This is a genomic window from Actinoplanes auranticolor, assembly GCF_018332655.1.
GTDB classification, from domain to species: Bacteria; Actinomycetota; Actinomycetes; order Mycobacteriales; family Micromonosporaceae; genus Actinoplanes; species Actinoplanes auranticolor.
Genome location: NZ_BOQL01000095.1, coordinates 21,477 through 44,541 on the forward strand (window position 1 = coordinate 21,477; position 23,065 = coordinate 44,541).

22 protein-coding genes and 1 pseudogene are annotated in these 23,065 nt (G+C 72.6%); 11 read left to right on the forward strand and 12 right to left on the reverse strand.

What is annotated here, in order from left to right:
• The first annotated feature begins 42 nt into the window (after nucleotides 1-42).
• Together Aau02nite_RS44510 and Aau02nite_RS44515 are read left to right on the forward strand one after the other, a co-directional pair.
• A pseudogene (locus Aau02nite_RS44510) lies at nucleotides 43-578 on the forward strand (GNAT family N-acetyltransferase).
• On the forward strand, nucleotides 575-1,177 hold the full coding sequence (locus tag Aau02nite_RS44515; RefSeq protein WP_246595911.1) for an SAM-dependent methyltransferase: 603 nt from the start codon (nucleotides 575-577) through the stop codon (nucleotides 1,175-1,177). The pseudogene Aau02nite_RS44510 and the gene Aau02nite_RS44515 overlap by 4 nt, the downstream one beginning before the upstream one ends.
• Here Aau02nite_RS44515 and Aau02nite_RS44520 read toward each other — a convergent pair.
• Both Aau02nite_RS44520 and Aau02nite_RS44525 read right to left on the reverse strand, forming a co-directional pair.
• Nucleotides 1,077-2,333, reverse strand: coding sequence for a sugar efflux transporter (locus tag Aau02nite_RS44520; protein ID WP_212994748.1), 1,257 nt, complete (start codon nucleotides 2,331-2,333; stop codon nucleotides 1,077-1,079). The genes Aau02nite_RS44515 and Aau02nite_RS44520 overlap by 101 nt on opposite strands.
• 208 nt (nucleotides 2,334-2,541) lie before the next feature.
• On the reverse strand, nucleotides 2,542-3,396 hold the full coding sequence (locus tag Aau02nite_RS44525; RefSeq protein WP_246595912.1) for a L,D-transpeptidase: 855 nt from the start codon (nucleotides 3,394-3,396) through the stop codon (nucleotides 2,542-2,544).
• A gap of 137 nt (nucleotides 3,397-3,533) precedes the next feature.
• Here Aau02nite_RS44525 and Aau02nite_RS44530 point away from each other — a divergent pair, with 137 nt between their 5' ends.
• Nucleotides 3,534-4,301 carry an SIR2 family NAD-dependent protein deacylase gene (locus Aau02nite_RS44530; protein ID WP_212994750.1) on the forward strand — a complete coding sequence of 256 codons (768 nt, stop codon included), beginning with the start codon at nucleotides 3,534-3,536 and terminating at the stop codon, nucleotides 4,299-4,301.
• An 8-nt stretch (nucleotides 4,302-4,309) separates the two neighbouring features.
• Here the strand turns inward: Aau02nite_RS44530 and Aau02nite_RS44535 are convergent, their stop codons facing one another.
• Nucleotides 4,310-4,768, reverse strand: a complete 459-nt coding sequence (locus tag Aau02nite_RS44535) for an Lrp/AsnC family transcriptional regulator (RefSeq protein WP_212994751.1) — start codon at nucleotides 4,766-4,768, stop codon at nucleotides 4,310-4,312.
• Nucleotides 4,769-4,846: 78 nt separating this feature from the next.
• Between Aau02nite_RS44535 and Aau02nite_RS44540 the strand changes: the two genes are divergently transcribed.
• The 3 genes from Aau02nite_RS44540 (at nucleotide 4,847) to Aau02nite_RS47615 (ending at nucleotide 6,822) form a co-directional block, all read left to right on the forward strand.
• The gene (locus tag Aau02nite_RS44540) at nucleotides 4,847-5,887 is read left to right on the forward strand and encodes a Glu/Leu/Phe/Val dehydrogenase dimerization domain-containing protein (protein WP_212994752.1); all 1,041 of its coding nucleotides are present in this window, start codon (nucleotides 4,847-4,849) and stop codon (nucleotides 5,885-5,887) included.
• Nucleotides 5,884-6,591, forward strand: a complete 708-nt coding sequence (locus Aau02nite_RS44545; RefSeq protein WP_212994753.1) for a class I SAM-dependent DNA methyltransferase — start codon at nucleotides 5,884-5,886, stop codon at nucleotides 6,589-6,591. The genes Aau02nite_RS44540 and Aau02nite_RS44545 overlap by 4 nt, the downstream gene beginning before the upstream one ends.
• Nucleotides 6,592-6,696: 105 nt before the next feature.
• Complete coding sequence (locus Aau02nite_RS47615) at nucleotides 6,697-6,822, forward strand: hypothetical protein (RefSeq protein WP_281421194.1); 126 nt, start codon at nucleotides 6,697-6,699, stop codon at nucleotides 6,820-6,822.
• A 457-nt stretch (nucleotides 6,823-7,279) separates the two neighbouring features.
• Here Aau02nite_RS47615 and Aau02nite_RS44555 read toward each other — a convergent pair whose 3' ends face one another.
• The 4 genes from Aau02nite_RS44555 to Aau02nite_RS44570 are packed head-to-tail and all read right to left on the reverse strand — an operon-like array spanning nucleotide 7,280 to nucleotide 11,726.
• Nucleotides 7,280-8,332 (reverse strand): Gfo/Idh/MocA family protein, encoded by a 1,053-nt coding sequence (locus tag Aau02nite_RS44555; protein WP_212994754.1) that lies wholly within the window; start codon nucleotides 8,330-8,332, stop codon nucleotides 7,280-7,282.
• Nucleotides 8,329-9,093, reverse strand: a complete 765-nt coding sequence (locus tag Aau02nite_RS44560; RefSeq protein WP_212994755.1) for a ThuA domain-containing protein — start codon at nucleotides 9,091-9,093, stop codon at nucleotides 8,329-8,331. Before Aau02nite_RS44560 ends, Aau02nite_RS44555 begins: the two co-directional genes overlap by 4 nt.
• Before the next feature lie 37 nt (nucleotides 9,094-9,130).
• Nucleotides 9,131-10,156 (reverse strand): LacI family DNA-binding transcriptional regulator, encoded by a 1,026-nt coding sequence (locus Aau02nite_RS44565; RefSeq protein ID WP_212994756.1) that lies wholly within the window; start codon nucleotides 10,154-10,156, stop codon nucleotides 9,131-9,133.
• Nucleotides 10,157-10,205: 49 nt separating this feature from the next.
• Nucleotides 10,206-11,726 carry a sensor domain-containing diguanylate cyclase gene (locus Aau02nite_RS44570; protein WP_212994757.1) on the reverse strand — a complete coding sequence of 507 codons (1,521 nt, stop codon included), beginning with the start codon at nucleotides 11,724-11,726 and terminating at the stop codon, nucleotides 10,206-10,208.
• Between the two features lie 146 nt (nucleotides 11,727-11,872).
• Here Aau02nite_RS44570 and Aau02nite_RS44575 point away from each other — a divergent pair, with 146 nt between their 5' ends.
• Complete coding sequence (locus Aau02nite_RS44575) at nucleotides 11,873-13,240, forward strand: UDP-glucose dehydrogenase family protein (RefSeq protein WP_212994758.1); 1,368 nt, start codon at nucleotides 11,873-11,875, stop codon at nucleotides 13,238-13,240.
• A gap of 53 nt (nucleotides 13,241-13,293) precedes the next feature.
• Here the strand turns inward: Aau02nite_RS44575 and Aau02nite_RS44580 are convergent, their stop codons facing one another.
• Complete coding sequence (locus Aau02nite_RS44580; protein ID WP_246595913.1) at nucleotides 13,294-13,962, reverse strand: copper homeostasis protein CutC; 669 nt, start codon at nucleotides 13,960-13,962, stop codon at nucleotides 13,294-13,296.
• A 213-nt stretch (nucleotides 13,963-14,175) separates the two neighbouring features.
• On the opposite strand from Aau02nite_RS44580, the gene Aau02nite_RS44585 reads away from it, so the two are divergent.
• Entirely contained in the window at nucleotides 14,176-16,680 is a 2,505-nt protein-coding gene (locus Aau02nite_RS44585; RefSeq protein WP_212994760.1) for a LamG-like jellyroll fold domain-containing protein, read from the forward strand.
• Between the two features lie 43 nt (nucleotides 16,681-16,723).
• Here the strand turns inward: Aau02nite_RS44585 and Aau02nite_RS44590 are convergent, their stop codons facing one another.
• Nucleotides 16,724-17,551, reverse strand: coding sequence for a hypothetical protein (locus Aau02nite_RS44590; RefSeq protein WP_212994761.1), 828 nt, complete (start codon nucleotides 17,549-17,551; stop codon nucleotides 16,724-16,726).
• Nucleotides 17,548-18,120: an RNA polymerase sigma factor gene (locus Aau02nite_RS44595; protein WP_246595914.1), complete on the reverse strand. Its 573-nt coding sequence runs from the start codon at nucleotides 18,118-18,120 to the stop codon at nucleotides 17,548-17,550. Before Aau02nite_RS44595 ends, Aau02nite_RS44590 begins: the two co-directional genes overlap by 4 nt.
• Before the next feature lie 102 nt (nucleotides 18,121-18,222).
• On the opposite strand from Aau02nite_RS44595, the gene Aau02nite_RS44600 reads away from it, so the two are divergent.
• Together Aau02nite_RS44600 and Aau02nite_RS48175 are read left to right on the forward strand one after the other, a co-directional pair.
• Nucleotides 18,223-19,614: an OFA family MFS transporter gene (locus Aau02nite_RS44600; protein ID WP_212994763.1), complete on the forward strand. Its 1,392-nt coding sequence runs from the start codon at nucleotides 18,223-18,225 to the stop codon at nucleotides 19,612-19,614.
• The gene (locus Aau02nite_RS48175) at nucleotides 19,611-19,718 is read left to right on the forward strand and encodes an MFS transporter small subunit (RefSeq protein WP_438841237.1); all 108 of its coding nucleotides are present in this window, start codon (nucleotides 19,611-19,613) and stop codon (nucleotides 19,716-19,718) included. The genes Aau02nite_RS44600 and Aau02nite_RS48175 overlap by 4 nt, the downstream gene beginning before the upstream one ends.
• On the opposite strand, the gene Aau02nite_RS44605 is transcribed toward Aau02nite_RS48175, so the two are convergent.
• Nucleotides 19,693-20,253, reverse strand: coding sequence for a hypothetical protein (locus Aau02nite_RS44605; protein ID WP_212994764.1), 561 nt, complete (start codon nucleotides 20,251-20,253; stop codon nucleotides 19,693-19,695). The genes Aau02nite_RS48175 and Aau02nite_RS44605 overlap by 26 nt on opposite strands.
• The gene (locus Aau02nite_RS44610) at nucleotides 20,250-21,098 is read right to left on the reverse strand and encodes a methyltransferase domain-containing protein (protein ID WP_212994765.1); all 849 of its coding nucleotides are present in this window, start codon (nucleotides 21,096-21,098) and stop codon (nucleotides 20,250-20,252) included. The genes Aau02nite_RS44605 and Aau02nite_RS44610 overlap by 4 nt, the downstream gene beginning before the upstream one ends.
• A 195-nt stretch (nucleotides 21,099-21,293) precedes the next feature.
• On the opposite strand from Aau02nite_RS44610, the gene Aau02nite_RS44615 reads away from it, so the two are divergent.
• The gene (locus Aau02nite_RS44615) at nucleotides 21,294-23,060 is read left to right on the forward strand and encodes a glycoside hydrolase family 6 protein (protein WP_212994766.1); all 1,767 of its coding nucleotides are present in this window, start codon (nucleotides 21,294-21,296) and stop codon (nucleotides 23,058-23,060) included.
• Nucleotides 23,061-23,065 lie beyond the last annotated feature (5 nt).

Sequence of the window (23,065 nt, forward strand, 5' to 3'; positions counted from 1 at the left end):
ACTTGCCTTTCGTACGTTAATGCCGCGTGTCAAGATTCGTCCATGGAAGTGCTGACCTCGGACCGTCTGCGGCTGCGGGAGTGGCGCGCCGAGGACGCCGATTTCGTGCTGGACATGTGCTCACGGTGGGAGGTCCAGCGGTTCATCGGGGCGCAGCCGGCAGTGCTGCGGGACCGCGCCGGCGCCCTGGCCACCATTGCCCGTTGGCGCAGCCGGGCCGACGACGTGCACGCGGTATGGGCTGTCGAGGAGCGCGACCGGGCCGAGCTGCTCGGCACGCTGCTGCTGGTCGCGCTGCCGGACAGCGACGAGACGGAGATCGGCTGGTACTTCCATCCCGACGCCTGGGGCCACGGCTACGCCCGCGAGGCGCGGCGGCGGTGCTGGCCCACGCCTTCGGTGCGGGCCTCGAGACCGTCTACGCGGTCACCCACCCCGACAACGTCGCCTCCCAGCGGCTCTGCCGTCGGCTCGGCATGACGCACCTCGGGCGTACGGACCGCTATTACCGGATGACCTGCGAACTGTTCAGGGTGAGCGGGGAGCGCGCCGGGGCGTCGGGCACAATCTCGGCGTGACAGAAGCAGACACGGCCCGCCCTCCCACGGCGACGGTCTCCCAGGAGCACTTCATCGGCATGTACCTGGCCAAGACCGACCCCTGGGACGTCGCCACGAGCTGGCACAACCGGCGCAAGTACGCGGTCACCATGGCCGGCCTGCCGCGCGAGCGTTACCGCAGCGCGTACGAGCCGGGCTGCTCGATCGGGCTGCTGACCCGCATGCTCGCGGAGCGGTGCGACCAGATCCTGGCGGTCGACTGCGTGGACGAGGCCGTGGTCTCGGCCCGCGAGGAGGTCCGCGAGTTCCCCCACGCCCGGGTGGAATCGGCGATGCTGCCGGCCGGCCTGCCGGACGCGACCTTCGACCTCATCGTCATCGGCGACCTGCTCTACTACCTGTCCGCCGACGACCTGGAGGCCCTGCTCGACGGCCTGGTGCAGCGGCTGGAGCCGGACGGTGACATCGTCTCCGTGCACTTCCGGGACCGGCAGAGCGGCGGCAACTACGACGGCTTCAGCGTGCACGAGGCGCTGGCGGCGCGACCGGGTCTGGAACGCCGGATCCATCACGAGGACGAATGGTTCCTGCTGGACGTGCTGCGTCGCGTCCGCTGATCCGGGCGGCGGCGAACAGCACGCACCCGGCGGCGGTGAGCGCCCCGCAGAGCAGCAGCGCTGACCGGTAACCCAGGGCCTGGGCGGTGGCGCCGGCCAGGACGCCGGAGATCAGCGACCCGATGGTCAGGGTGTTGGCGTACAACGTGGTGGCCCGGCCGGTGGCGTGCGGCAGCAGGTCCTGCACGTACGTGATGCCGAGCGCGCCCACCACGGCCAGCGCCACGCCCCGGGCGATCTGGGTCCCGATCAGCGGCGGCATGCTCGTGCTGATCGCCACCAGCACGAAGTAGGCGGTGAACAGCAGCATGCCCAGCAGGATCACGCCCCGCTTGGCGATCCGGGCGGGCAGCAGGATCAGGGCCAGCGCGGCCGGGATCTCCACCACCGCGCAGACGCTGAACAGCAGCCCCACGTCGCTCTCGGGGCGCGCCAGCGTCCTGGTGACGTAGAGCGGCAGCGCGACCGAGCCGGCCAGCATCGCGGTGTGGAACAAGGTGAAACTGCCGACCACCAGCCACATCGGACGGCTCAGCCGGACGCGTCCGGTCTCAGCGGCCGCGACCGGGGGCGGAGCCGGCGTCGGCCCGAGCACCAGCAACGGCAACGCCACCAGTGCGAACGCGACCGCGGTGAGCACCATGAGGGCGTCGTAGCCGCGCCAGGACAGCACGGCCGCGCCTGCCAGCGGGCCGATCGCCCAGGCCAGCGACCACACCGACCGCAGCGCCGGGGTGCCGCGGCGGGCGGCGTTGCCGCCGGAACGGTCCAGATGGGTCCGGGCCAGCGTGAACAGCTGCGGGAACGCGGCCATGCCGGCCCCCAGCAACCCGACGCCGATCAGGGCCAGCAGGGCGTAGCTGGTGGTCGTGGTCAGCGCCAGGTAGCCGACCGCAGGCGCGGCCACCGCGACGAACGCGGGCCACCGGCTCGCGGACCGGTCGTAGCGGCGGCCGAGCCAGGTGCTGACCGCGAGGCCGCTGACCGCGACGAGCGACAGGAAGACCCCGACCTGGAACGGGGACAGTCCGGCCTCGTCGGCCCCGAAGAGCACCAGGTACGGCCCGATCATCGAATCCGCGATGCCCAGCAGCAGCACGGCGGTCAGCAACGGCAGAAATCTCGAACGGTCCCGGGTCCCCGTGACAGTGGTCATTCCGGTCCCGCTACCCAGAGCGCGCCGGCGCTATGCGCGCCCTCGGGCGATCCGGCGCACGACCTCGCGGGTGCGGCGCCACCGCGGCCGGGTCACCTCGACCTCGGCATCCGGCAGCGCCGAACGCGCCGCGCTGAGTCACGTGCACGCTCATCAGCTGCTGGTCCGCGGCTCGGCCTGAGGCGCAGCCGGTGTCCGTCGGCCCTGGTCAGTCGACGACCGTGACCAGGGTGCCGTGGCCGATGTGCTTCAGCAGGGTGCGCTGGGCGTCGGGCGGCATCCGTACGCAGCCGTTCGAGGCGCTGCGGCCGAAGGAGCCGTCGTCGTACCAGCCGTGGATGCCCGTGTGCGCGCCGCGCAGGGACGCCGGCAGGGCCCGCCGGTTCTCCGGCACCGAGCTGAGGGCGAGTGCGTCCACGTTCGCGTAGGCGGCGCCGCTGGTGGGGGTGCGGCCGAGCACGAAGCTGCGGCCCAGCGGGGTGGGTGTGGTGGCCGTACCGGTCGTCACGGTCCAGGCCGCCCGCCGGACGCCGTCGCGGCGCCAGATCAGCTTGTGAGTGCGGCGCTGGACGATGAGGTGGTCGCGCAGCGGGCGGGCCGTCCAGCCCTTCGGCGGCAGCCAGCCGATCCGCCGGTTGGCCGTGGGCAGCAGCACCGCGACCCAGCCGGAGCGCCGGTCGGTGATCGGCAGGATCAGCGGCATGCCGCTGATCTCGGGAGTGAGCCGGGCCCGGGGCCGGCCGCCGGGTGCGTCGTAGACGGGGATCGAGCGGCTGGGGTGCAGGCCCTCGGTGACGGCGGTCAGGGACATCGCGGCCGGGTCGGCCGGGAAGCCGCGCGGTGCCGTCCAGTAGTCGATCACCGGCAGGCCGGCCGGGGCCGGTGCCGCGGACAGGGTCGGCTCCGGGGTCCGGGGCGCGACGCTGGGCGAGGGCACCGCGGGCGCCGGCGCTGCCGCCGGACGGTCGTCGGTGCTGCCGAGAAATCCGGCGCCGGCGGCGACGCAGGCGGCCAGACCGATCAGCCCTGCTCTGGTACGGGTGACGCGCAGGGCTCCGAACACCAGCCCACCGTATGCGCCGCAACCGTCCGTGCCGTGCGATCGGGCCACCGTCCACCGGAACGGAGGAATCTCAGCCGAATGCCGGACACCCGTAACCCGTTCGACCTTCGGATCTGGTCCTCCTAGCATCGGCGACCATGACCACGAACTGGATGGACGGGATCTCGCGGGTCGCGGTGCTGACCGGCGCCGGCATCTCCACCGATTCCGGGATCCCGGACTACCGCGGCCCCGACGGAGTCTGGACCCGCGACCCGGCGCTGGTCGACGCGTTCACCTACGACTCGTTCATGGCCGATCCGGGCGTCCGCGAGCGGTTCTGGCGCACGTACCTCGGGCACAGCGCGTGGCGGGCCGAGCCGAACGCCGCGCATCGGGCTCTGGCGGCCCTGGAGGGCACCGGGGTGGCGGTGCGCATCCTCACCCAGAACGTCGACGGGCTGCACCAGCGGGCCGGCTCCAGCGCGCGCAAGGTGCTCGAACTGCACGGCAGCATGCACGAGGTCGTCTGCACCGGCTGCGGGCAGCGCTCACCCAGCCGCCAGACCCTCGACCGGGTCGCCGCCGGGGACGGCGACCCCCGCTGCCCGGCCTGCGGCGGGATCCTCAAGCCGGCGGTGGTGCTGTTCGGCGAACACCTCGACCCGGGTACGGCGGGACTGGCCGAGCGGATCGCGGCGCACAGCGAGGTGCTGCTGGTGATCGGCAGTTCCCTGCTGGTCGAGCCGGTGGCGTCGTTGTGCGCGGTGGCTCTCAACGCGGGCCACCGGCTGGTGATCGTCAACCGGGACCCGACGCCGTACGACGAGCCGGCGGCCGAGGTGATCCGTGAGCCGATCGGCGTCGCGGTGCCGCGCCTCTGTGCGGCTCTCACCGAGGCTGCCGGATCCGCGGTCCGGGCCTGAGCACTGCGTCAGTCGTCGAGCGGTTCGACGACCATCGTGCGGGCGTGCTGATAGATCACCGAACTGCGGAAGCCGAGGATCTCCCGGCGCTTGCTGAACTTGTCCATCAGGAACGCGTGCAGCGCGTCGACGCTCGGCACGGCCACGTGCACCAGGAAGTCGTCGGCGCCGGCGACCACGAAGACGGAAAGCACTTCGGGCAGGGCGGTGATGGAGGTCTTGAAGCTCTCGATCACCTCCCGGCTCAGCGGGCGTACCTGGACGTGCAGCAGCGCCTGGACCGTCCGGTTCAGCGCGGCCAGGCTGATCTCCGCGTGGTAGCCGGTGATCACCCCGCGGGCGCGCAGCAGCCGAACCCGCTCGAGGCAGGTGGACGGTGCGATGCCCACCGCCCGGGCGAGCTCCCGGTTGGTCTGCCGGGCGTTCTGCTGCAGATGCCGGATGATCGCCGCATCTAGTTCGTCCACGGTCGCCGCCTCTCCCTTGTCACCGAATATAGTTCGGCACGAGGGCCACGGGCCGGAACGAACTCCTACGGTTCGGGCATGACTACCGCATCAAATGGTGACGAGTTCGAACGGGTCGTGGCCCGCCGGGGTGGCCGCAGCGGCGTCCCGGTGATCGTGTCCGTGCACTCGGGCACCCTGGGCCAGGCCATCGGCGGGTGCCGGCTGGCCCCGTACCCGGATTGGCGTGACGGCCTCACCGACGCGCTGCGGCTCTCGGCCGCGATGACCGCGAAGTGCGCGGTCGCGGGCCTGCCGCACGGCGGCGCCAAGACCGTCGTGGCCCTGCCCCCGGGCACGGACCTCGGCCCCGCGCTGCGCCGGGCCGTCCTGCTCGACGTCGGCGACACGATCGAATCCCTCGGCGGCGAGTACGCGACCGGTCCCGACGTCGGCACCGGCCCGGACGACATGGCCGTCATCGGCGAACGCACCCCGCACGTCTTCTGCCGCCCGGTCGGCGCGGGCGGCAGCGGCGACTCGTCCCGTCCCACCGCCGAAGGGGTGCTGGCGGCCCTGGCCGCGCTCGCGCCGGTGGCCGGCCGGCGCTTCGCCATCATGGGCCTGGGCCGGGTCGGCGCGCACGTGGCCCGCGAGCTGGCCGCGGCGGGCGCCGAACTGCTGGTCACCGACGTGGACGAGAGCCGCCGGCAGCTCGCGGCGGAACTCGGTGCCACCTGGACCGACGACATCCTGACCGCGGAGGCGGACGTACTGGTGCCGGCGGCGCTCGGCGGGGTGCTGACGGCGGCGACGGTGGCCGGGCTGCGCTGCGCCGAGATCTGCGGCCCGGCCAACAACCAGCTGGACCGGCCGGAGACGGCGGACCTGCTGCACGAGCGCGGCATCCTGTGGGCGCCGGACTTCGTGGTCAGCGCCGGCGGCGTGATCCACGCGACCGGGGTGGAGCTGCGCGGTGAGACACCGGCGCAGGCCACGGCCCGGGTACGTGGCATCGCCGGGACATTGACCACGGTGCTGGAGTCGGCCCGCCGCGACGGCACGACGCCGCTGGCGGCGGCGCACGAGCTGGCCCGCACCCGCATCAACGCCGCCCGGCAGGCGACGATGGCCGCATGACCGAACGCACCACCCCCGACAACAGCCGTCGCCGGAGCGAAGCCGTGGACCTGAGCCGAGCCGGGCGACTGCGTGACACCTACGACAAGATCGCCCGGGCCTACGATGCTCGGCTCGCCGACGAACTCGACCACAAGCCGCTGGACCGCGCGCTGCTGGCGGCGTTCGTGGAGCTGGCCGGGCCCGGCCGGATCGCGGACGTCGGCTGCGGCCCCGGCCACGTCACCCGTTTCCTGGCGGCCCGGCACCCGGACGTGACCGGCCTGGACCTGTCGCCCGAGATGATCGCGACAGCCCGGGAGCGCGCGCCGGAGATCCCCTTCACAGTGGCGTCGATGCTGTCCCTGCCGGTCGCCGACGGCGCGTGGGCGGGGGCCGTGGCGATGTACTCGATCATCCATCTGAGCCCGCCGGAACGCGCGGCGGCGTTCGGTGAACTGGCCCGCGCCCTGCGCGACGGCGGCCGGCTGCTGGTGTCGTTCCACGTCGAGGCCCCCGACGTGCCGGCCGGCGGCACCACCCACCTGACCAGCTGGTTCGGCGCCGATGTGGACGTCGACGTGCACTTCCTGGACCCGGACGTGGTGCGCGGCGACCTGGTGGCGGCCGGGTTCGAGATCGAGTCGACGATGCTGCGGGCGCCGCTGGACCCGGCGGAGTTCCCGAGCCGCCGGGCGTACCTGCTGGCGAGGCGCAGCCGGTGATCCGCATAGGGTGAGCGCACGACCGGCTGGCGTGGGCACGGCATCGAGGTCTGGGAGCACTACCGGCCGGGGCGATGGGTGCCGCACTGCACCATCTCGATGCGGGTGCCGAACCCGTTGGTCGGCGCGGCCATCCGCCGCTGCCTGGAATTCCTGCCGATCCGGGCAAGCGTGGCGGGCGCGGCGATCACCGACCACGCGAACGACGTCGCCCAGACCCTCACCCCCTGAGTCTGGGCGCGCCCGGGGCCCGACCGCGCTCCGAGCCGAGCCGCGATGTCGGGTCTGGCCATGTTCGGGTTGGGCCGCGATGTCGGGTCCTGCCGCTCCGGTTCCGGCCGTGCTCCGGGGGCGGTCGCCCCCGGCTCTGCCGTGTTGCGGACCCGCCGTGCTCCGGGCCGGGCCGGTCGGAGCTTCAGACCTGGCTGCGATCCCGGGCGTGGCTGTGCTCCGGGCCTGCTTGCGAGGCCGGGCCCGGCCGGGTCTCGGGCGCAGCCGTCGGCCTCGCCATGATGGGGATCCGGCGGGATCGCCGGCGTCGGCGAGGAGCAACCAGGACACCAGCACCACCAGCGGTGCGCGACGACGAACCGCGACAGAGCGTTCACCCCCGGCACGCTAGTCACTCACCGCGGCAGCCGCTGGGCAGCTGTGGACAACCACGCGCACGGCCGGCGAGCGGAGAAGCTCAGGCCGCGCGGAGGGCAACCCGCACGTCGGTCCAGCTCCGCAGCTCGTCCCGGACCTCCGGCCGGCTCTCCTCGCGGACGGCCTGCTCGTGCGCCCGCGCCAGCACGTCGTCGATCAGCACCGGCCGGCCCCTCGCCGCCGAGTCCACCGCGGCCTCCACCATGGCCAGGCTCAGTACGTTGCCGTGCACCTCACCCATCGGCGTCACCCCGCTGTGCAACGCCTCCGTGAACACCCGCAACGCGCCGCCGATGCCCGAGTGCCGCCCGTCCGGCCCGTCGACTGCCGGTCCGACCGGATCGTGGTCACCGTCCCAGCGGGCCGTACCCCCTTGCGCGCTGACCCGCCACTCGCCGTTCCAGGACGTCTCCGCGCCGGGGCTGCACCAGCTGCCGTGATAGACGTAGCGGGCGCCGCCGGTCATCTCGAAGACCGCGGCGGCGCAGGCGTCGCCGGCGTACCAGCTCCAGGGCGGGTTCCAGGTCTGGCACGAGACCGCGATCGGGTCGGCGCCGAGCAGGAACCGGGCGGCGTCGAAGGCGTGGATCGCCATGTCGACCAGCAGTGGCTGGGCCATCTGCTCGCGGAAGCCGCCGAAGTGCGGCGCCCGGTGGAAGTCGGTGCTCACCGAGCCGACCGGGCCGAGGTGCCCGGTCATCGCCCGCAACGTGAACAGTTGCGGGTTCCAGGTGCGGGACTGGCTGACCATGAACAGCCGGCCGCTCACGTCCGCCGCCGCCACCAGGGACAGCGCCTGGGCCAGCGTGTCCGCGACCGGCTTCTCGCCGAGCACGGACAGCCCGGCGAACAGCGCGGTGGTGGTGACCGGGTGGTGGGCCACGGGTACGGTCACGTCGATCACCGCGTCCGCCCCCGTCTCGGCGGCCAGCGCGGCGACGTCGGTGCCGACCGGCAGTCCCGGTCCGGCCCGGCGGGCCGCCGCCAGGTCCAGGTCGGCCACCCCGGCCAGCTCGACGCCGGGGTCGGCGTCGATCGCCTCCAGCCAGGCCCGGCCCATTGCGCCGGCCCCGGCCAGCAGCACCCGGATCATGCCGTCGGACCCTGGTACGAGCGCCCCGCGAAGAACTCCCCGGTGTCGTAGCGCAGCAGCTCGGGCAGCACCCGGCCGGGCCGGTCGGTCCGGGCCCAGCGCACCCCGTTGGCGATCACCCGCCGGATGTCCGGGTGGTGGTAGACCGGATAGTCCTGGTCGCCGGGCTTGAAGTAGAAGATCCGGCCGTGCCCGCGGCGCCACGTGCAGCCGCTGCGGAACACCTCGCCGCCGCTGAACGAGCTGATGAAGATGAGCTCGTCCGGGGGCGGGACGTCGAAGTACTCGCCGTACATCTCGTCCTCACCGACGACGATCGGGTGCGGCACGCCCTGGGCGATCGGGTGGGTCGGGTCGACCGTCCAGATCAGTTCGCGGTCGTGCTCGTTGCGCCAGCGCAGGGTGCACGTCGTACCCATGAGCTTGGTGAAGATCTTGGACCAGTGTCCGGAGTGCAGCACCACCAGGCCCATCCCGGACAGCACGTGCCGGTGCACCCGCTCGACCACCTCGTCGGCCACCTCGCCGTGCGCGGCGTGCCCCCACCAGGTCAGCACGTCGGTGCCGGCCAGCACCTGTTCGGTCAGGCCGTGCTCGGGCTCGTCCAGAGTGGCGGTACGGACCACCGCGGCGTCCCCGAGGTTCTCCCGGATGCCGGCCGCGATGGTCCCGTGCATGCCGTCCGGGTAGAGCTTCGCCACGTGTTCCTCGGTGCGTTCGTGGCGGTTCTCGCCCCACACTGTCACGCGGATCTGGTCCATGCTGCGTCCCTCCTGATCTCCAAGCGGTGCCGGCGCGTCAGCCGGTCAGGGTGGTGCGGCGCCGGGTCAGGCGCGGCGAGATCAGCTCGACCGGGGCGACCGGGCCGGCCCCGCCCGGATCGAGGAGCCGGAACAGCGTGCGCATGGCCCGGCGGGAGACGTCCCGCGGCTCCAGCGAGACGTTGGTGACCGGGGGAGTGGTGCCCTCGGCCAGCACGTCGGGACAGAGCCCGACGACGGACAGGTCCCGGCCCGGCAGCCGCCCGCGGCCGGCCGCCGCGGTCAGCACCGGCTGCACCGCCTCGGTGTCGTGCACGACGACGCCGAGCCGCCCGCCGGGACTGGGCTCACCGCATCCCAGTGCCTCGTCCAGGGCGGCCGAAACCCCGCGCGGTCCTCGTTCCGGCTGGTCCACCACCGTGCACGGCACGCCGTGAGCCGCCGCCGCCGCGGTGGCGCCCCGCCGGAAACGGCCCACGAAGTTGACCTCCCGCGCCACGGTCGGCCGCGGATGGCCGATCAGCACGATCCGGTCGTGGCCGGTGGCCGCCAGGTGCTCCACGGCCAGCCGGCCGGCCCGCTCGAAGTCCAGGTCGACGCAGGGCAGGCCGAGCGGCTCGGCGGGCAGGCCGATCAGGATCACCGGTACGGCCAGCCCGGCGGCGACCGGGATCCGGGCGTCGTGCGTCTCGATGTCCATCAGCACGACGGCGTCGCACAGGGAGCGTGCGGCCAGCCGGGTCAGCCCGGCGGAGCCCTCGTCCCGGGTGACCAGCAGGATGTCGTGGTCCTGCTCGCGGGCGCAGTGGGCGATGGTCTCGATGAACGGCAGCAGCCCGGACGTGTCGGCGTCCGGCCCGAACGGCACCACCAGGCCGATCACGCGGGTGCGCTGGCTCTTGAGGGCGCGCGCGCCGGCGTTGGGCTGGAAGGCGAGCTCCGCGATGGCGGACTCGACCCGGCGCCGGGTCTCGGGCGAGATCGAGCGGCGGCCGCTCATCACGTACGAGACCGTGCTCTGCGAGACGCCGGCCAGCCGGGCCACGTCTCTGCTGGTGACCATGCCGGGCCCACCTCCCGCAGTCGATACGTATCGACTATCCCGGGCGAGCCTAGCCGGGCGTGGCCGGCGCGTTCAAGAGCACGCCGCCGCCCCCGCGCTTGGCCCGGTACATCGCCGCGTCCGCGCCGCGCATCAGGGCCGGCATGCTGTCGGCCTCGCCGGGGAACAGCGCGATGCCGATGCTGGCGCCCACCCGGACCTCGCGGCCCTCGATGTCGTACGGCTCGCACAACCGGGCGTGCAGCCGCTCGGCCGCCGACCGGGCCGCGGTGGCGTCCGGATCGCGGGCCAGCAGGATCGCGAACTCGTCGCCGCCCAGGCGCGCGACCACGTCCCGCTCGCGCAGGCTGCTCTCCAGCCGCCGGCCCACCGCCTGCAGCAGGGCGTCGCCGGCGTGGTGCCCGACGGTGTCGTTGACCCGCTTGAAGCCGTCCAGGTCGAGCAGCAGCAGGGCGAGTCGGCCGCCGGTCGCCTGCGCGTCGGCGACCTCCTGCTCGGCCCGTTCCAGCAGGTGGGTGCGGTTGGGCAGGCCGGTCAGCGGGTCGTGGTACGCCTGGCGGGTCAGCTCGGCCAGGTGCCGCTGCTGGGCCTGGCGCAGCCGGGCGCTGTCGACGATCATCGCGCCCTCCAGTGCCACCTGCCGGGCCAGCGCGTGGTCGCGCCCGGTCCAGCGCCGCGGGCCGCTGGCGTCACCGCACATCACCATGCCGACCGGCCCGGCCGCGGACATCAGCGGCATGGCCAGGAACGAGCGCAGTTGCAGGGTCTGCACGAAGCCGCCCGGGCGGACCTGGGCCCGGGTGACGTCGCCGACCAGGGTGGGCTCGCCGGCACCGGCGGCCATGGCCCGCCAGACCGGGGAGTCGGCGGCGAGCTTGCCGTTCAGGTTGCGGACCAGCTCGGCACTGATCGGCTCGGTGATGCCGACCCCGGCCGCGTAGCAGATCCGTCCGTCCGGGCCGATCAGGTGCACGGCCGCGCGCTCGGTGCGGAACGCCTCGCTGGTGGCGCGGGCCAGCAGGCGGCCGGCCTCCTCGACCGTGGTGGCGGCGGTGCCCTGCTCGAACAGCCCGCGGATGGTGGCGTTGGCGCGCGCGACGTACTGGTGGTCCTGCTCGGCGGCCAGGGCCTGCAGGGTGGTGGCCAGCTGCAGGCCGATGGTGGCCGCCACCTCGGGGCGCAACGCGTCGATGCTGTCACCGGTGAGGACGAGGACGCCCAGGGTCCGGCCGCCGATGCGCAGCCGTACCGCCGTACGGTCGCCGTCGCGGACCGGTGGTGCGCCCGCCGCGACGCGGAAGACGGCGCCGGCCAGGGTGATGTCGCCGCGTGCGGCGGCGCCGTGGGTGGCCCCGGGAGCCAGGCTGCCGTCGTCGGGGTCGAGGGTGAAGACGGAGGCGGCGCGCAGCCCGCACGGGCCGCTGAGGCGCCCGGCGACGATGGCGAGCATGTGGGCGACCGAGGGGATGTCGCGGGTCATCACGGCGATCAGGTCGTTGTGCAACAGAGCCTGGTCGTCATCGGGCGACGACACCGCCACCGCCGGCGCGCCCGCGCCGACGGTACGCATGTCATTGCTCACTGTCACAGTGGGTTCGATCGGCAGTGATCCGACTCGCCTGAGGATCCCGTGACACCCGGCGGCGCGACAGGACGGATTACCGTGCAGCGATCGGGTACACCCGGACCCGATGCCGAGGGAAGGGAAGTGCGGGCATGAAGGTGTGCGTCGTAGGAACCGGCTACGTGGGTCTCACCACCGGCGTCAGCCTGGCGTTTCTCGGGCACGACGTCACCTGCGTGGACCTCGACCAGGCCAAGGTCGACCTGCTCAGCGGGGGCCGCTCGCCGATCTACGAGCCGCACATGGATGCCCTGCTGGCCGACTCGGCCGAGCGGATGACCTTCACCACCGACTACAGCGCGGCAGTGCCCGGCGCCGACGTGGTGTTCATCGCCGTGCAGACCCCGTCACTGCCGGACGGCAACCCGGACCTCCAGTACCTGCGCTCGGCCGCGGAGAGCGTCGGGCAGCACATCGACGGCGAGTTCACCGTCGTGATCAACAAGTCGACCGTGCCGATCGGCAGCAGCAACTGGGTCGACTCCATCCTGCGGGAGTCGTTCGAGCGCACCCACGAGCGGCGCAGCGACGGCGAGTTCTCCGTCGCGTCGAACCCGGAGTTCCTGCGCCAGGGTGCGGCGATCCAGGACACCCTCTACCCGGACCGGATCGTGGTGGGCTCGGACAACCCGCGCAGCCTCGACGTGCTCAACCGCCTCTACCGCACGATCCTGAACCAGACGTTCACGCCGCCGACGTACCTGCCGCGGCCCGCCGAGCTCGGCGCGGTGCCGATGGTCTCGACCGACCTGGCCTCGGCCGAGCTGATCAAGTACGCCGCCAACGCCTTCCTGGCCCTCAAGATCAGTTTCGCCAACGAGATCGGCCAGCTCGCCGGCAAGGTCGGCGCGGACATCTCGCAGGTCACCCGGGGCATCGGCCTGGACACCCGGATCGGGCCGCGCTTCCTGCAGCCGGGCATCGGCTGGGGCGGCTCCTGCTTCGGCAAGGACACCGCCGCGCTGATCGCCACCAGCGCCGAGTACCACCACGCCATGCCGATCGTCACCGCCGCCCGCGAGGTCAACCAGATGCAGCGCCGGCTGGTCGTGGACCGGCTGCTGGACGAGCTGCGCATCCTCAAGGGCCGCAAGATCGGGCTGCTCGGGCTGGCGTTCAAGCCGAACACCGACGACATGCGCGACGCGCCGGCGCTGGACATCGCCCGGATGCTGATCGACCGCGGCGCCCGGATCCGGCTGCACGACCCGGTCGCCGCCGAGCGGTTCCGCCGTGAGCAGCCCGAGCTGGCGCCGTACCTGGCCGGCGAGGTCGAGGAGATCTTCGACGACAGCGACGCGGTCGTGCTGGTCACCGAGTGGTCGGAGTACCTCGACCTGGACTGGGGGAAGTTCGCGTCGCTGATGCGGACCCCGGTGGTGCTGGACGGCCGGCACTGCCTGGACCCGGAGCGCCTGGTCAAGCTCGGCTACCGCTACCTGGCGGTCACCGGCCGCTGAGCGGCGGCTCAGGGCCGGGCGGCTCAGGGCCGGGCAGCTCAGGGCCGGGCAGCTCAGGGCAGGGCGGCGCGCCAGGTCTCGACGAGCGCGGGGTCCACGGGGGCGTCCCAGCGGCCGCCGGGACGCACCGCGCTGCCGGTGTGGAAGGCGTCCACGCCGGCGGCCAGCAGGGGCGCGAGGTGGTGCCGGCGCAGGCCGCCGCCGGCCAGCACCCGCGGCGGTGACGCCGCTTCGGCGGTCAGGGTGGTCAGGCCCTCCTCGACGGTCGCCGGGCTGCCGGCGGTGAGCACGCAGTCCAGGCCGGGCAGCCCGGCCAGCGCGCGGCGGGCGGCGGGCCGGTCGGCGGTGTGGTCCAGCGCGCGGTGGAACGTCCACCGGCAGCCGCCGATGGCCCCGAGCACCGCCTCGACGGCGTCCAGATCCACCGCGGCGCGCCCGTCGAGGAAGCCCAGGACGAACTCGTCGGCCCCGGCGGCGCGCAGGCCGGTCGCCGCGTCGACCAGGGCGCCGGGGTTGCTCAGCGCGTACCCGTCCTCGGCGCGCAGCATGACCCGGACCGGGAGGTCGACCGCTTCCCGGACCGCCGCGAAGGTCGCGACCGAGGGTGTGAGGCCCTGCCGGCCCATGTCGGCCACCAGCTCGATCCGGTCGGCGCCGCCGTCGCGCGCCGCCCGCGCGTCCGCGGCGTCCAGCGCGATCACTTCCAAGATCGATTCAGGCACCGCGGCATCGTCGCACATCAGTCTGAACGGCTTGCCCCAGCGACACGACCATCGAGGTTCTTCCATTCAAGCCTTGACGGGATCTGAGCATTCTTGTTGAACTGTGTTTGCTCCTGGGTGGTCCCGAAAAGCGCTCCCCGTTCTGTCCGAACGCGACGGCCGAGTGCGGACCGGTGCTGCCCGTGTTCTTTCCCACCGAGAGGACCACAGCACATGACCACACCCCGGACAGCGCGGCGGGCCGTCACCGCCGCCGCCGTCACCCTTCTCGCCATCGGCACCGCCGGTGCCGCCGGCGCCGGACCCGCCGGCGCCGCCGAACCGCAGTGGCACAAGGGCATCCCGCCGATCGCCACCCCCTGGACCGCGCAGGTCGGACCGCAGAACGCCCTGCCGGAGTACCCCCGCCCGCAGCTGGTCCGCAGCAAGTGGCAGAACCTCAACGGCGTCTGGCAGTTCGGCAAGGCGGCGGCCGGCCAGGCCCCGCCCGTCGGCCAGGACCTGGCGGAGCGGGTGCTGGTGCCGTACCCGATCGAGTCCGCGCTGTCCGGGATCCAGCGCCACGAGGACCGGATGTTCTACCGCCGTACGTTCACCGTGCCCGCCGGCTGGCAGGTCGGGCAGGGACAGCGGCTGGTGCTGCACTTCGGAGCGGTCGACTACGACGCCAAGGTGTGGGTGAACGGCACCGAGGTCGCCACCCACCGCGGCGGCTACGACAAGTTCGACGTGGACGTCACCGCCGCGCTGAAGGGGACCGGCCCGCAGGAGCTCATCGTCTGGGCCGAGGACCTCACCGACGCCACCGGCCAGCCGATCGGCAAGCAGCGCCGGGTCTCCGACCGCGGCATCTTCTACCAGGGCAGCTCCGGCATCTGGCGCACGGTGTGGATGGAGCCGGTCGCCGACTCCAGCGTCTCCGGCCTGATCATGACGCCGGACCTGGCGGCCTCGGCGCTCAAGCTCACGGCCGAGACCGTGCGGGGCGAGGGCCTGACGGTCCAGGCCGTCGCCAAGGCCGGCGGCAAGGTGGTCGGCAAGGTCACCGGCGCCGCGGGTACGCAGCTGAGCCTGCCCGTCCCCCGGGCCAAGCTCTGGTCGCCCGACAACCCGTACCTGTACGACCTCGAAGTCACGCTGCTGAACGGGCGCCGCACCGTCGACTCGGTCAAGTCGTACTTCGGCATGCGGGCCATCGGCACGAAGAAGGGCGCCGACGGCAAGCTGCGGATTGCCCTCAACGGCAAGATCCTGTTCAACATGGCCACGCTGGACCAGGGCTTCTGGCCCGACGGCCTGAACACCGCGCCCACCGACGCCGGGCTGAAGTTCGACCTCCAGCAGCACAAGGAGATGGGCTTCAACGCCGTCCGCAAGCACATCAAAGTCGAGCCCGACCGCTGGTTCTACTGGGCCGACAAGCTGGGCCTGTTGGTCTGGCAGGACATGCCGTCGGCCAACACCGGGCCGATCCCGCCGGAGTGGCGCGAGCAGTTCGAGGCCGAGCTGCACGAGATGATCCGTGAGCACCGCAGCTGGACCTCGGTGATCGCCTGGGTGCCGTTCAACGAGGGCTGGGGCGAGTGGGACCGCGAGGCCACCGGCCGCATCGCCGAGGACGTCAAGAAGCAGGATCCGAGCCGGCTGGTCAACGCGCACAGCGGCGTGAACTGCTGCAACTCCAAGGGCGACTCCGGCAAGGGCGACGTCATCGACTTCCACCAGTACCTCGGCCCGGCCTCCCCGGCGCCGGACGAGAACCGGGTGTCGATCGACGGCGAGCACGGCGGCTACGGCCTCAAGACCTCCAACCACATGTGGTTCGGCGACGGCCAGGCGTACGAGATGACGCCGGACTCCGCCACGCTGACCCGCAAGTACGTGGAGAACCAGCGGGCCGTGCTCACCTCGGCGCGCTCCTGCGGGATCAGCGCGGCGATCTACACCCAGATCACCGACGTCGAGGGCGAGCTCAACGGCTTCTGGACCTACGACCGGCAGGTCGCCAAGATGGACTTCCGGCAGGTCCGCGCGATCAACCGGGAGATCATCGCCAAGGCCGACGGCACCCCGGGCGACACCCCGCAGCCGGGCCCGGGCACGCCCGGTCTGACCGGCGTCGCGTTCTACCCGCTGGACGGCAACACCGAGGACGCCGCGGGCGACCACGACGCCACTCTGGTCGGTGACCCCGGCTATGTGGACGCCAAGAAGGGCCAGGGCGTCGACCTCAACGGCTCCAGCCAGTTCATCGACACCGGGGCACCGGTGCTGAACACGGCGTCGGACTACACCGCCTCCGCCTGGGTGAAGCTCGACAAGGCCGACGGCGTGTTCCAGACCATCGTCAGCCAGGACGGCGCCAGCGTCAGCGACTTCTTCCTGCAGTACTCGGGGGCCGACCAGCGGTTCGCGATGAGCTTCGCCGGTGTCCGGGCGCTGGGCCCGGCCAAGCCGGAGGTCGGCCGCTGGTACCACCTCACCGGCGTACGGGACACCGTGCGCGGTGAGCTGCGGCTGTACGTCGACGGTGAGCTCGCCGGCCGGACCGGTGCCTGCCTGCCGCAGGCGGCACCGACCGGCAACACGGTGATCGGCCGCGGCAAGTACGGCGGCAACCCGGTCGACTACCTGGACGGCACGGTCGACCAGGTGCACCTGTACGACCGGGCCCTGTCCGCGGCGGAGATCAAGGACCTGTACGCCTCGGGCAACTAGCAACGGTGCGAGCGGCGGGCTCCCCCCGGGGGCCCGCCGCCTGCTATCTGGTCCAGGGATCAGCGGGCAGGCACCGCGGGCCGGGCCCGTCGTAGATCACCGTGCCGGCCGGGTCGGTGTAGCAGTGCGGGAACTGCTCCGAATGCTGGAAGAGCCGCCGCCGGTCGATCTCCCGGCCGGCCGCGTCGTAGCTCACCAGCTCTGCGTCCTTGCGCACGTCGTCCGTCCGCGAGATCAGCCCGAACGCCCCGGCGCGCAGCCGGGCCGTCGTCGTCCGTCCGGTGCCGTGCTCCAGGACCAGTCGGTCCACCCGGGCGCTCACCCGCCCGAGCACCGAGACCGAGCCCCCGTCGGCTTCCGTCGACGACAGACTCAGGCGCTGCACCGGGCCGGGCAGCCAGCCGCGGTGCGGCCAGCGTTCGCCCCCGACGCTGCCCGACGACGGCTTGCCGGAGTCCAGCCGCAGATCGCAGCTCAGGTGTCCGGTGCGGTTGAGCCACAGCACCTGGATCCACGAGCCCCGGCGGGCCGCGATCGAGACGTCCGCCGGTGACACCGGCACGAACTCCGGCTCCGGCGCTCCGTCGTCACGGGGGGCCGTCATCTCCAGGCAGTACTGCACCGCCCGGCGCAGGGACGGATCCAGCTCGGCCGGGCTCATCGCCAGGATCCGGGTGCGGTCCTCATGCCGTACCTGTGAAGTCACGGCGACCGCCGCGACCAGGGTGAGCACCGCCGCGGCCGCGACCAGCAGCCGCCGGGAGATCCGCGGGCGCGGGCCGCGGGCCGTCGCGAGCAGCTCCGCGCGCATCCGCGCGGCCCGGGCCGGCGGCAGGTCCCGGTCGGCGGGCGGTTCGATCAGGTCGGTCATCGTTGGTCCTCCTTGACGGCGGGGCCGAGCAGAGCGGCGAGCCGGGCGCGGGCCCGACTCACCCGGGAGCGGACCGCGACCTCGGTGACGCCCAGGGCGGCGGCGGCCTCGGCGTAGCCGACGCCGGACCACAGGCACAGCGCGACGGCCTCGCGTTCCGCTCGCGGCAGCCGTCGCACGGCTCTGAGGATCCGGCCCATCGCGCGCTCGTCGTCGAGGCGGCCGGCGACGTCGTCGGCCGGGTCGGGACCGTGCTCCACGGGTACGCGCCCGAGCAGCGCCCGCCGCCGCCGGGCCGAGCGCCACTCGGTCCGCACGTGGTTGCCGGCCACCACCAGCAGCCACGGCAGCGCGGTCCCGTGGGTGAGCCGGACCTCCCCGCGCCTGCGCCACGCGACCAGGAACGTCGCCTGGGTGACGTCCTCGGCGACACTCCACGATCCGCTGAGCCGGAAGGCGTGGTTGTAGACGGCCCGGGAGTGCCGGTCGAACAGCGTCCCGAAGGCGGTCTCGTCGCCGGCGGCCACCGCGGCCACCAGGTCCCGATCGGGCGGGCCGGTCTGCGTCATCACACCCCAGCTGTGTCCGGCGGGGCGCTATTTGTTGCAGCAATTTTCCCGCGGGTCGATGATGAGCCTCGATAGATCATTCCCAGGTCAGGGAGGCGCCGCATGCTGTCCGCGCTAGACCGTCATCATTCCGTGGCGCCGCCCGGGTTCAGCCGCTGGCTGATCCCCCCGGCCGCGCTCTCCGTGCACCTGTGCATCGGCCAGGTGTACGCGACCAGCGTCTACAAGAACTCGTTCGTCTCGCACTTCGACGCCAGTGCGACGTCGGTGGGCATCATCTTCAGTATCGCCATCGTCATGCTCGGCCTGTCCGCGGCCGTCGGCGGCACCTGGGTCGAGGCGAACGGCCCGCGCAAGGCGATGTTCGTCTCGGCCTGCTTCTGGGCCGCCGGCTTCCTGCTCGGTGCGCTCGGCATCAGCACCGAACAACTGTGGCTGGTCTACCTCGGCTACGGCGTGCTCGGCGGCATCGGGCTCGGCATCGGCTACATCTCGCCGGTCTCGACGCTGATCAAGTGGTTCCCGGACCGTCCGGGCCTGGCCACCGGCCTGGCGATCATGGGCTTCGGCGGGGGCGCGCTGATCGCCAGCCCGCTGTCGCGGCAGCTGCTGTCGTTCTACGACTCCGGCTACGACCCCAACGTGTCGACCTCGGTGGCCGGCGGTGGCGCCCTCGTGGCGCTCTTCCTGACCCTGGGCATCGGCTACTTCGTGGTGATGATGTTCGGGGTCGTGAACATGCGCGTACCGGCCGAGGGCTGGGTGCCCGACGGCTGGGATCCGGCCTCGGTCAAGGAGAAGCCGCTGGTCACCACGGCCAGTGTGTCGGCGGCCAACTCGATCAGGACCCGGGCGTTCTGGCTGCTCTGGATCGTGCTGTTCTGCAACGTCACCGCCGGCATCGGCATCCTGGAGCAGGCCAGCCCGATGATCCAGGACTTCTTCCGGGACTCCGGCGGCACGTCCGCCGTCGCGGTGGCCGCGGCAGCCGGCTTCGTCGGAGTGCTCTCGCTGTTCAACATGGCCGGCCGGTTCGTCTGGTCGTCGACCTCCGACCTGATCGGGCGCAAGCGGATCTACCTGGTCTATCTGGGCGTCGGCATGATCCTGTACGCGCTGCTGGCCTCGGTCGGGCACGTCGCCGTGGGCCTGTTCGTGCTGCTCGCCGGCGTGATCCTGTCGTTCTACGGCGGCGGCTTCGCCACGGTGCCCGCGTACCTGCGGGACCTGTTCGGCACGTACCAGGTCGGCGCGATCCACGGCCGGCTGCTGACCGCCTGGTCGGCCGCGGGGGTGGCGGGCCCGTTGATCGTCAACGGCTTCCTGGACGCCCAGGGCAAGCCGGGCACGCTCACCGCGTCCGCGTACCAGCCGGCGCTGTTCACCATGGTCGGCGTGCTGGCCGTCGGGTTCATCGCGAACCTGCTGGTGCAGCCGGTGCCGGAGCGGTTCCACGAGCCGCGCAGCGAGGAGAAGAAGGAGGCTGTGGCATGAAGACGTCGAACGTACGGCTGGCCCTGTCCTGGGCGCTGGTCGTGGTGCTGCTCGGCTACGGCGTGGTGCAGACCGCGATCACCGCGGCGAAGCTGTTCCAGTAGGCAATGCGGGTGGCTGCCGCCGCGCGGCGGCAGCCACCCGCCAGCGGTCCAGGACCGGCTCCACGGCCAGGGCTGCGAGCACCGCCGCGGCGGCCGCGGCGAGCACCGGGTAGCCGGCACCGGCGCGGGCGGCGAGCACGAGTCCCGCCACCGCGACGAACGGCCGGGCGAAGGTGAACGGGCCGAGGATCAGCGCGGTGGCCAGGAACCGCCGGCGCCAGCCCAGTACCACGTAAGCCACCAGCGCGGCCAGCACGGTGGCCCCGAAGGGCAGATAGAGCAGAAGCATCGCCCGCCCGGCGACCAGGTAGTCGTCCCAGTGCGGCGGGTGGACGAGCACGTCGGCCAGCACCAGCACGGCCACCGGGCCGAGCAGCAGGGCCGCCGTGGCCAGGCCGCGCAGGTGCGCCCGGACGTCCTCGCGGCGGTGCCGGATCAGGCCGGTCCGCCCGCACGAGGACCGGAAGCCGGCGAACGCCCCGTCCAGCGCCGCGAGCACGACCAGCGTCACCGGCACCCACCACCCCGCGGTCACGGCGCCGTCCCGGTGACCGGCCGCAGCACTTCCGACAGCCGCGGCCACCAGCGCGGCCCGTCGGTGCAGGCCGGCCGGTAGTCCGGGGCGCCGGCCCGGGCGGCGGCCAGCAGCACGGACGCCGGATGAGCGCGCCGGGCCGACAGCACCCCGTCGTGGCGGGACACCGGCTCGCGCATCCGGGCCCGGTGGAAGATCCAGGCACCCGCCGTCGTCCAGGGGCCGGGGTCGATGTCCCAGTGTGCGAATGCTGCGACACGGAGCCTGCGCTGCGCGGCGAAGAATTCCGGCAGGGCGGACGCCGTCAGGTGGTGCAGCAGGCCGGAGGAGATGACGACGGTGGTCATGCCGTCGTCCCCGGCGACCCCTGGGGCGAGCGCGTCGCCGGCAATGAACCGGCAGTCCAGCCCTTCGGCGGCGGCCAGCTCGGCAGCCCGTCCGACCAGCGCCCGGTTCAGGTCGACCCCGACCAGGTCGACGCCGGGGCCCAGTGCGTCGTACGCGGCCAGCCAGCGCACCACGTGCCCGAGCCCGCACCCCACGTCGACCACCCGGAGCGGCTCGCCGGGCCGCGCGGCACGCCACCGCAGCAGCCACTCGGCGACGCGGCGGGGCAGTTGCAGCTCCTCGCCGAGCCGCTGGAGTTCACAGTGCACCCGGATCTGCAACGCGTCGATCTCCTCGGCCACCAGCACGCCGTCGCGGACCGGCAGCCGCCGCGCCAGCCGGGCCGCCCGATCCTGACCACCGGCCGTGAGCTGGGCGATCACGGTGTCGAGACGGACCGGCAGGCGCGCGCCGGAAGCCGGATCGGTGGCCACGATCAGGTCCGTCAGCTCCTCCACGGAGATCATCATCGGCAACGCCCCGAGAAATCCACAAAAAGTTTCGCGGCCATTACGTATTGATGTCATGGGAGCGCTCCCATAGTGTGGGCCTCACGCGGTGGTCAGCGACAGCGATCGATCCCCGCGCCGGAAGTTCGTTCCCCTCGGCACGCCTGCCCCGGGCGTCGCCATGTCTTCCAGGAGCGCTTGCGCATGAGTCCACGTCCCCACACGCTGGTGCGAGGCCTGACGGCCGCCACCGCGATCACCCTCCTCACCGGCGCCGGCATAGCCGTCGCGGCGCAGCAGGCCAGCGCCGCCGCGGGTTGCCGGGTCACCTACTCGGTCAACCAGTGGAGCACCGGCTTCACCGGCAATGTCTCGGTGACCAACCTCGGCGACCCGATCTCCGGCGGCTGGAACCTGACCTGGGACTTCGCGGGCAACCAGCGGATCACCCAGGGGTGGAGCGCCACCGTCGCCCAGAGCGGGCAGCGGGTCACCGCGACCAGCCCCACCTGGGCCGGCAACCTGGGCACGAACGCGTCGGCGACGTTCGGCTTCAACGCCGACTACTCCGGCACGAACGCGACCCCGGCCACGTTCACGCTCAACGGCACCGCCTGCACGGGCGACGTCCCGACGCCGGGCAGCCCGTCGGCCACCCCGTCGAACCCGGGCAACCCGTCGGCGACCCCGTCGACCACCCCGTCCACGCCGACCAGCCCGCCGCCCGCCGGCGCCAAGGTCGACAACCCGTACGCCGGGGCCAAGGGCTATGTGAACCCGGAGTGGAAGGCCAAGGCCGACGCCGAGCCCGGCGGCAGCCGCGTCTCCAGCAACCCGACCGCCGTCTGGCTGGACCGCATCGCGGCCATCAACGGCACCCCGGACAGCAGCTCCAACGGCAGCATGGGCCTGCGTGACCACCTGGACGAGGCTGTCTCCCAGGGCGCCGGCTACGTGCAGTTCGTCATCTACAACCTGCCCGGCCGTGACTGCTCGGCGCTCGCCTCCAACGGTGAACTCGGCGTCAACGACCTGCCGACGTACAAGAGCGACTACATCGACCCGATCGCGGCGATCCAGTCCGACCCGAAGTACGCGGGCCTGCGGATCATCAACATCATCGAGATCGACTCGCTGCCGAACCTGGTCACCAACACCAACGTCGCGACCTGCGCCACCATGAAGGCCAACGGCGGTTACGTGCAGGGTGTCGGCTACGCGCTGAACAAGCTCGGCGCGATCGGCAACGTCTACAACTACGTGGACGCGGCGCACCACGGCTGGATCGGCTGGGACACCAACTCCGGCCCGACCGCGCAGATCCTGCTCGAGGCCGCCCGCGCCTCCGGCAGTGTCAACAACGTCACCGGCTTCATCATCAACACCGCGAACTACTCGGCCCTGCGTGAGCCGTTCTTCCAGGCCAACTCGACGGTGGGCGGCCAGTCCGTGCGCCAGTCGAAGTGGGTCGACTGGAACTTCTACGTCGACGAGCTGAGCTTCGCCCAGGCGTTCCGCCAGCAGCTGGTCTCGGCCGGGTTCGCCTCGAACATCGGCATGCTGATCGACACCTCCCGCAACGGCTGGGGCGGCGCCAACCGGCCCGCCGCGGCGAGCACGTCCACCGACGTGAACACCTTCGTCAACGAGTCGCGCATCGACCGCCGGATCCACGCCGGCAACTGGTGCAACCAGGCCGGTGCCGGCCTGGGCGAGCGTCCCCGGGCCAACCCGGAGACCGGCATCGACGCCTACGTCTGGGTCAAGCCCCCGGGCGAGTCGGACGGCTCCAGCTCTCTGATCCCGAACAACGAGGGCAAGGGCTTCGACCGGATGTGCGACCCGACCTACACCGGTAACGAGCGCAACGGCAACAGCATGACGGGATCGCTGCCCAACGCACCGATCTCCGGCGCCTGGTTCTCGGCTCAGTTCCGCGAGCTGATGGCCAACGCGTACCCCGCACTCTGACCCTC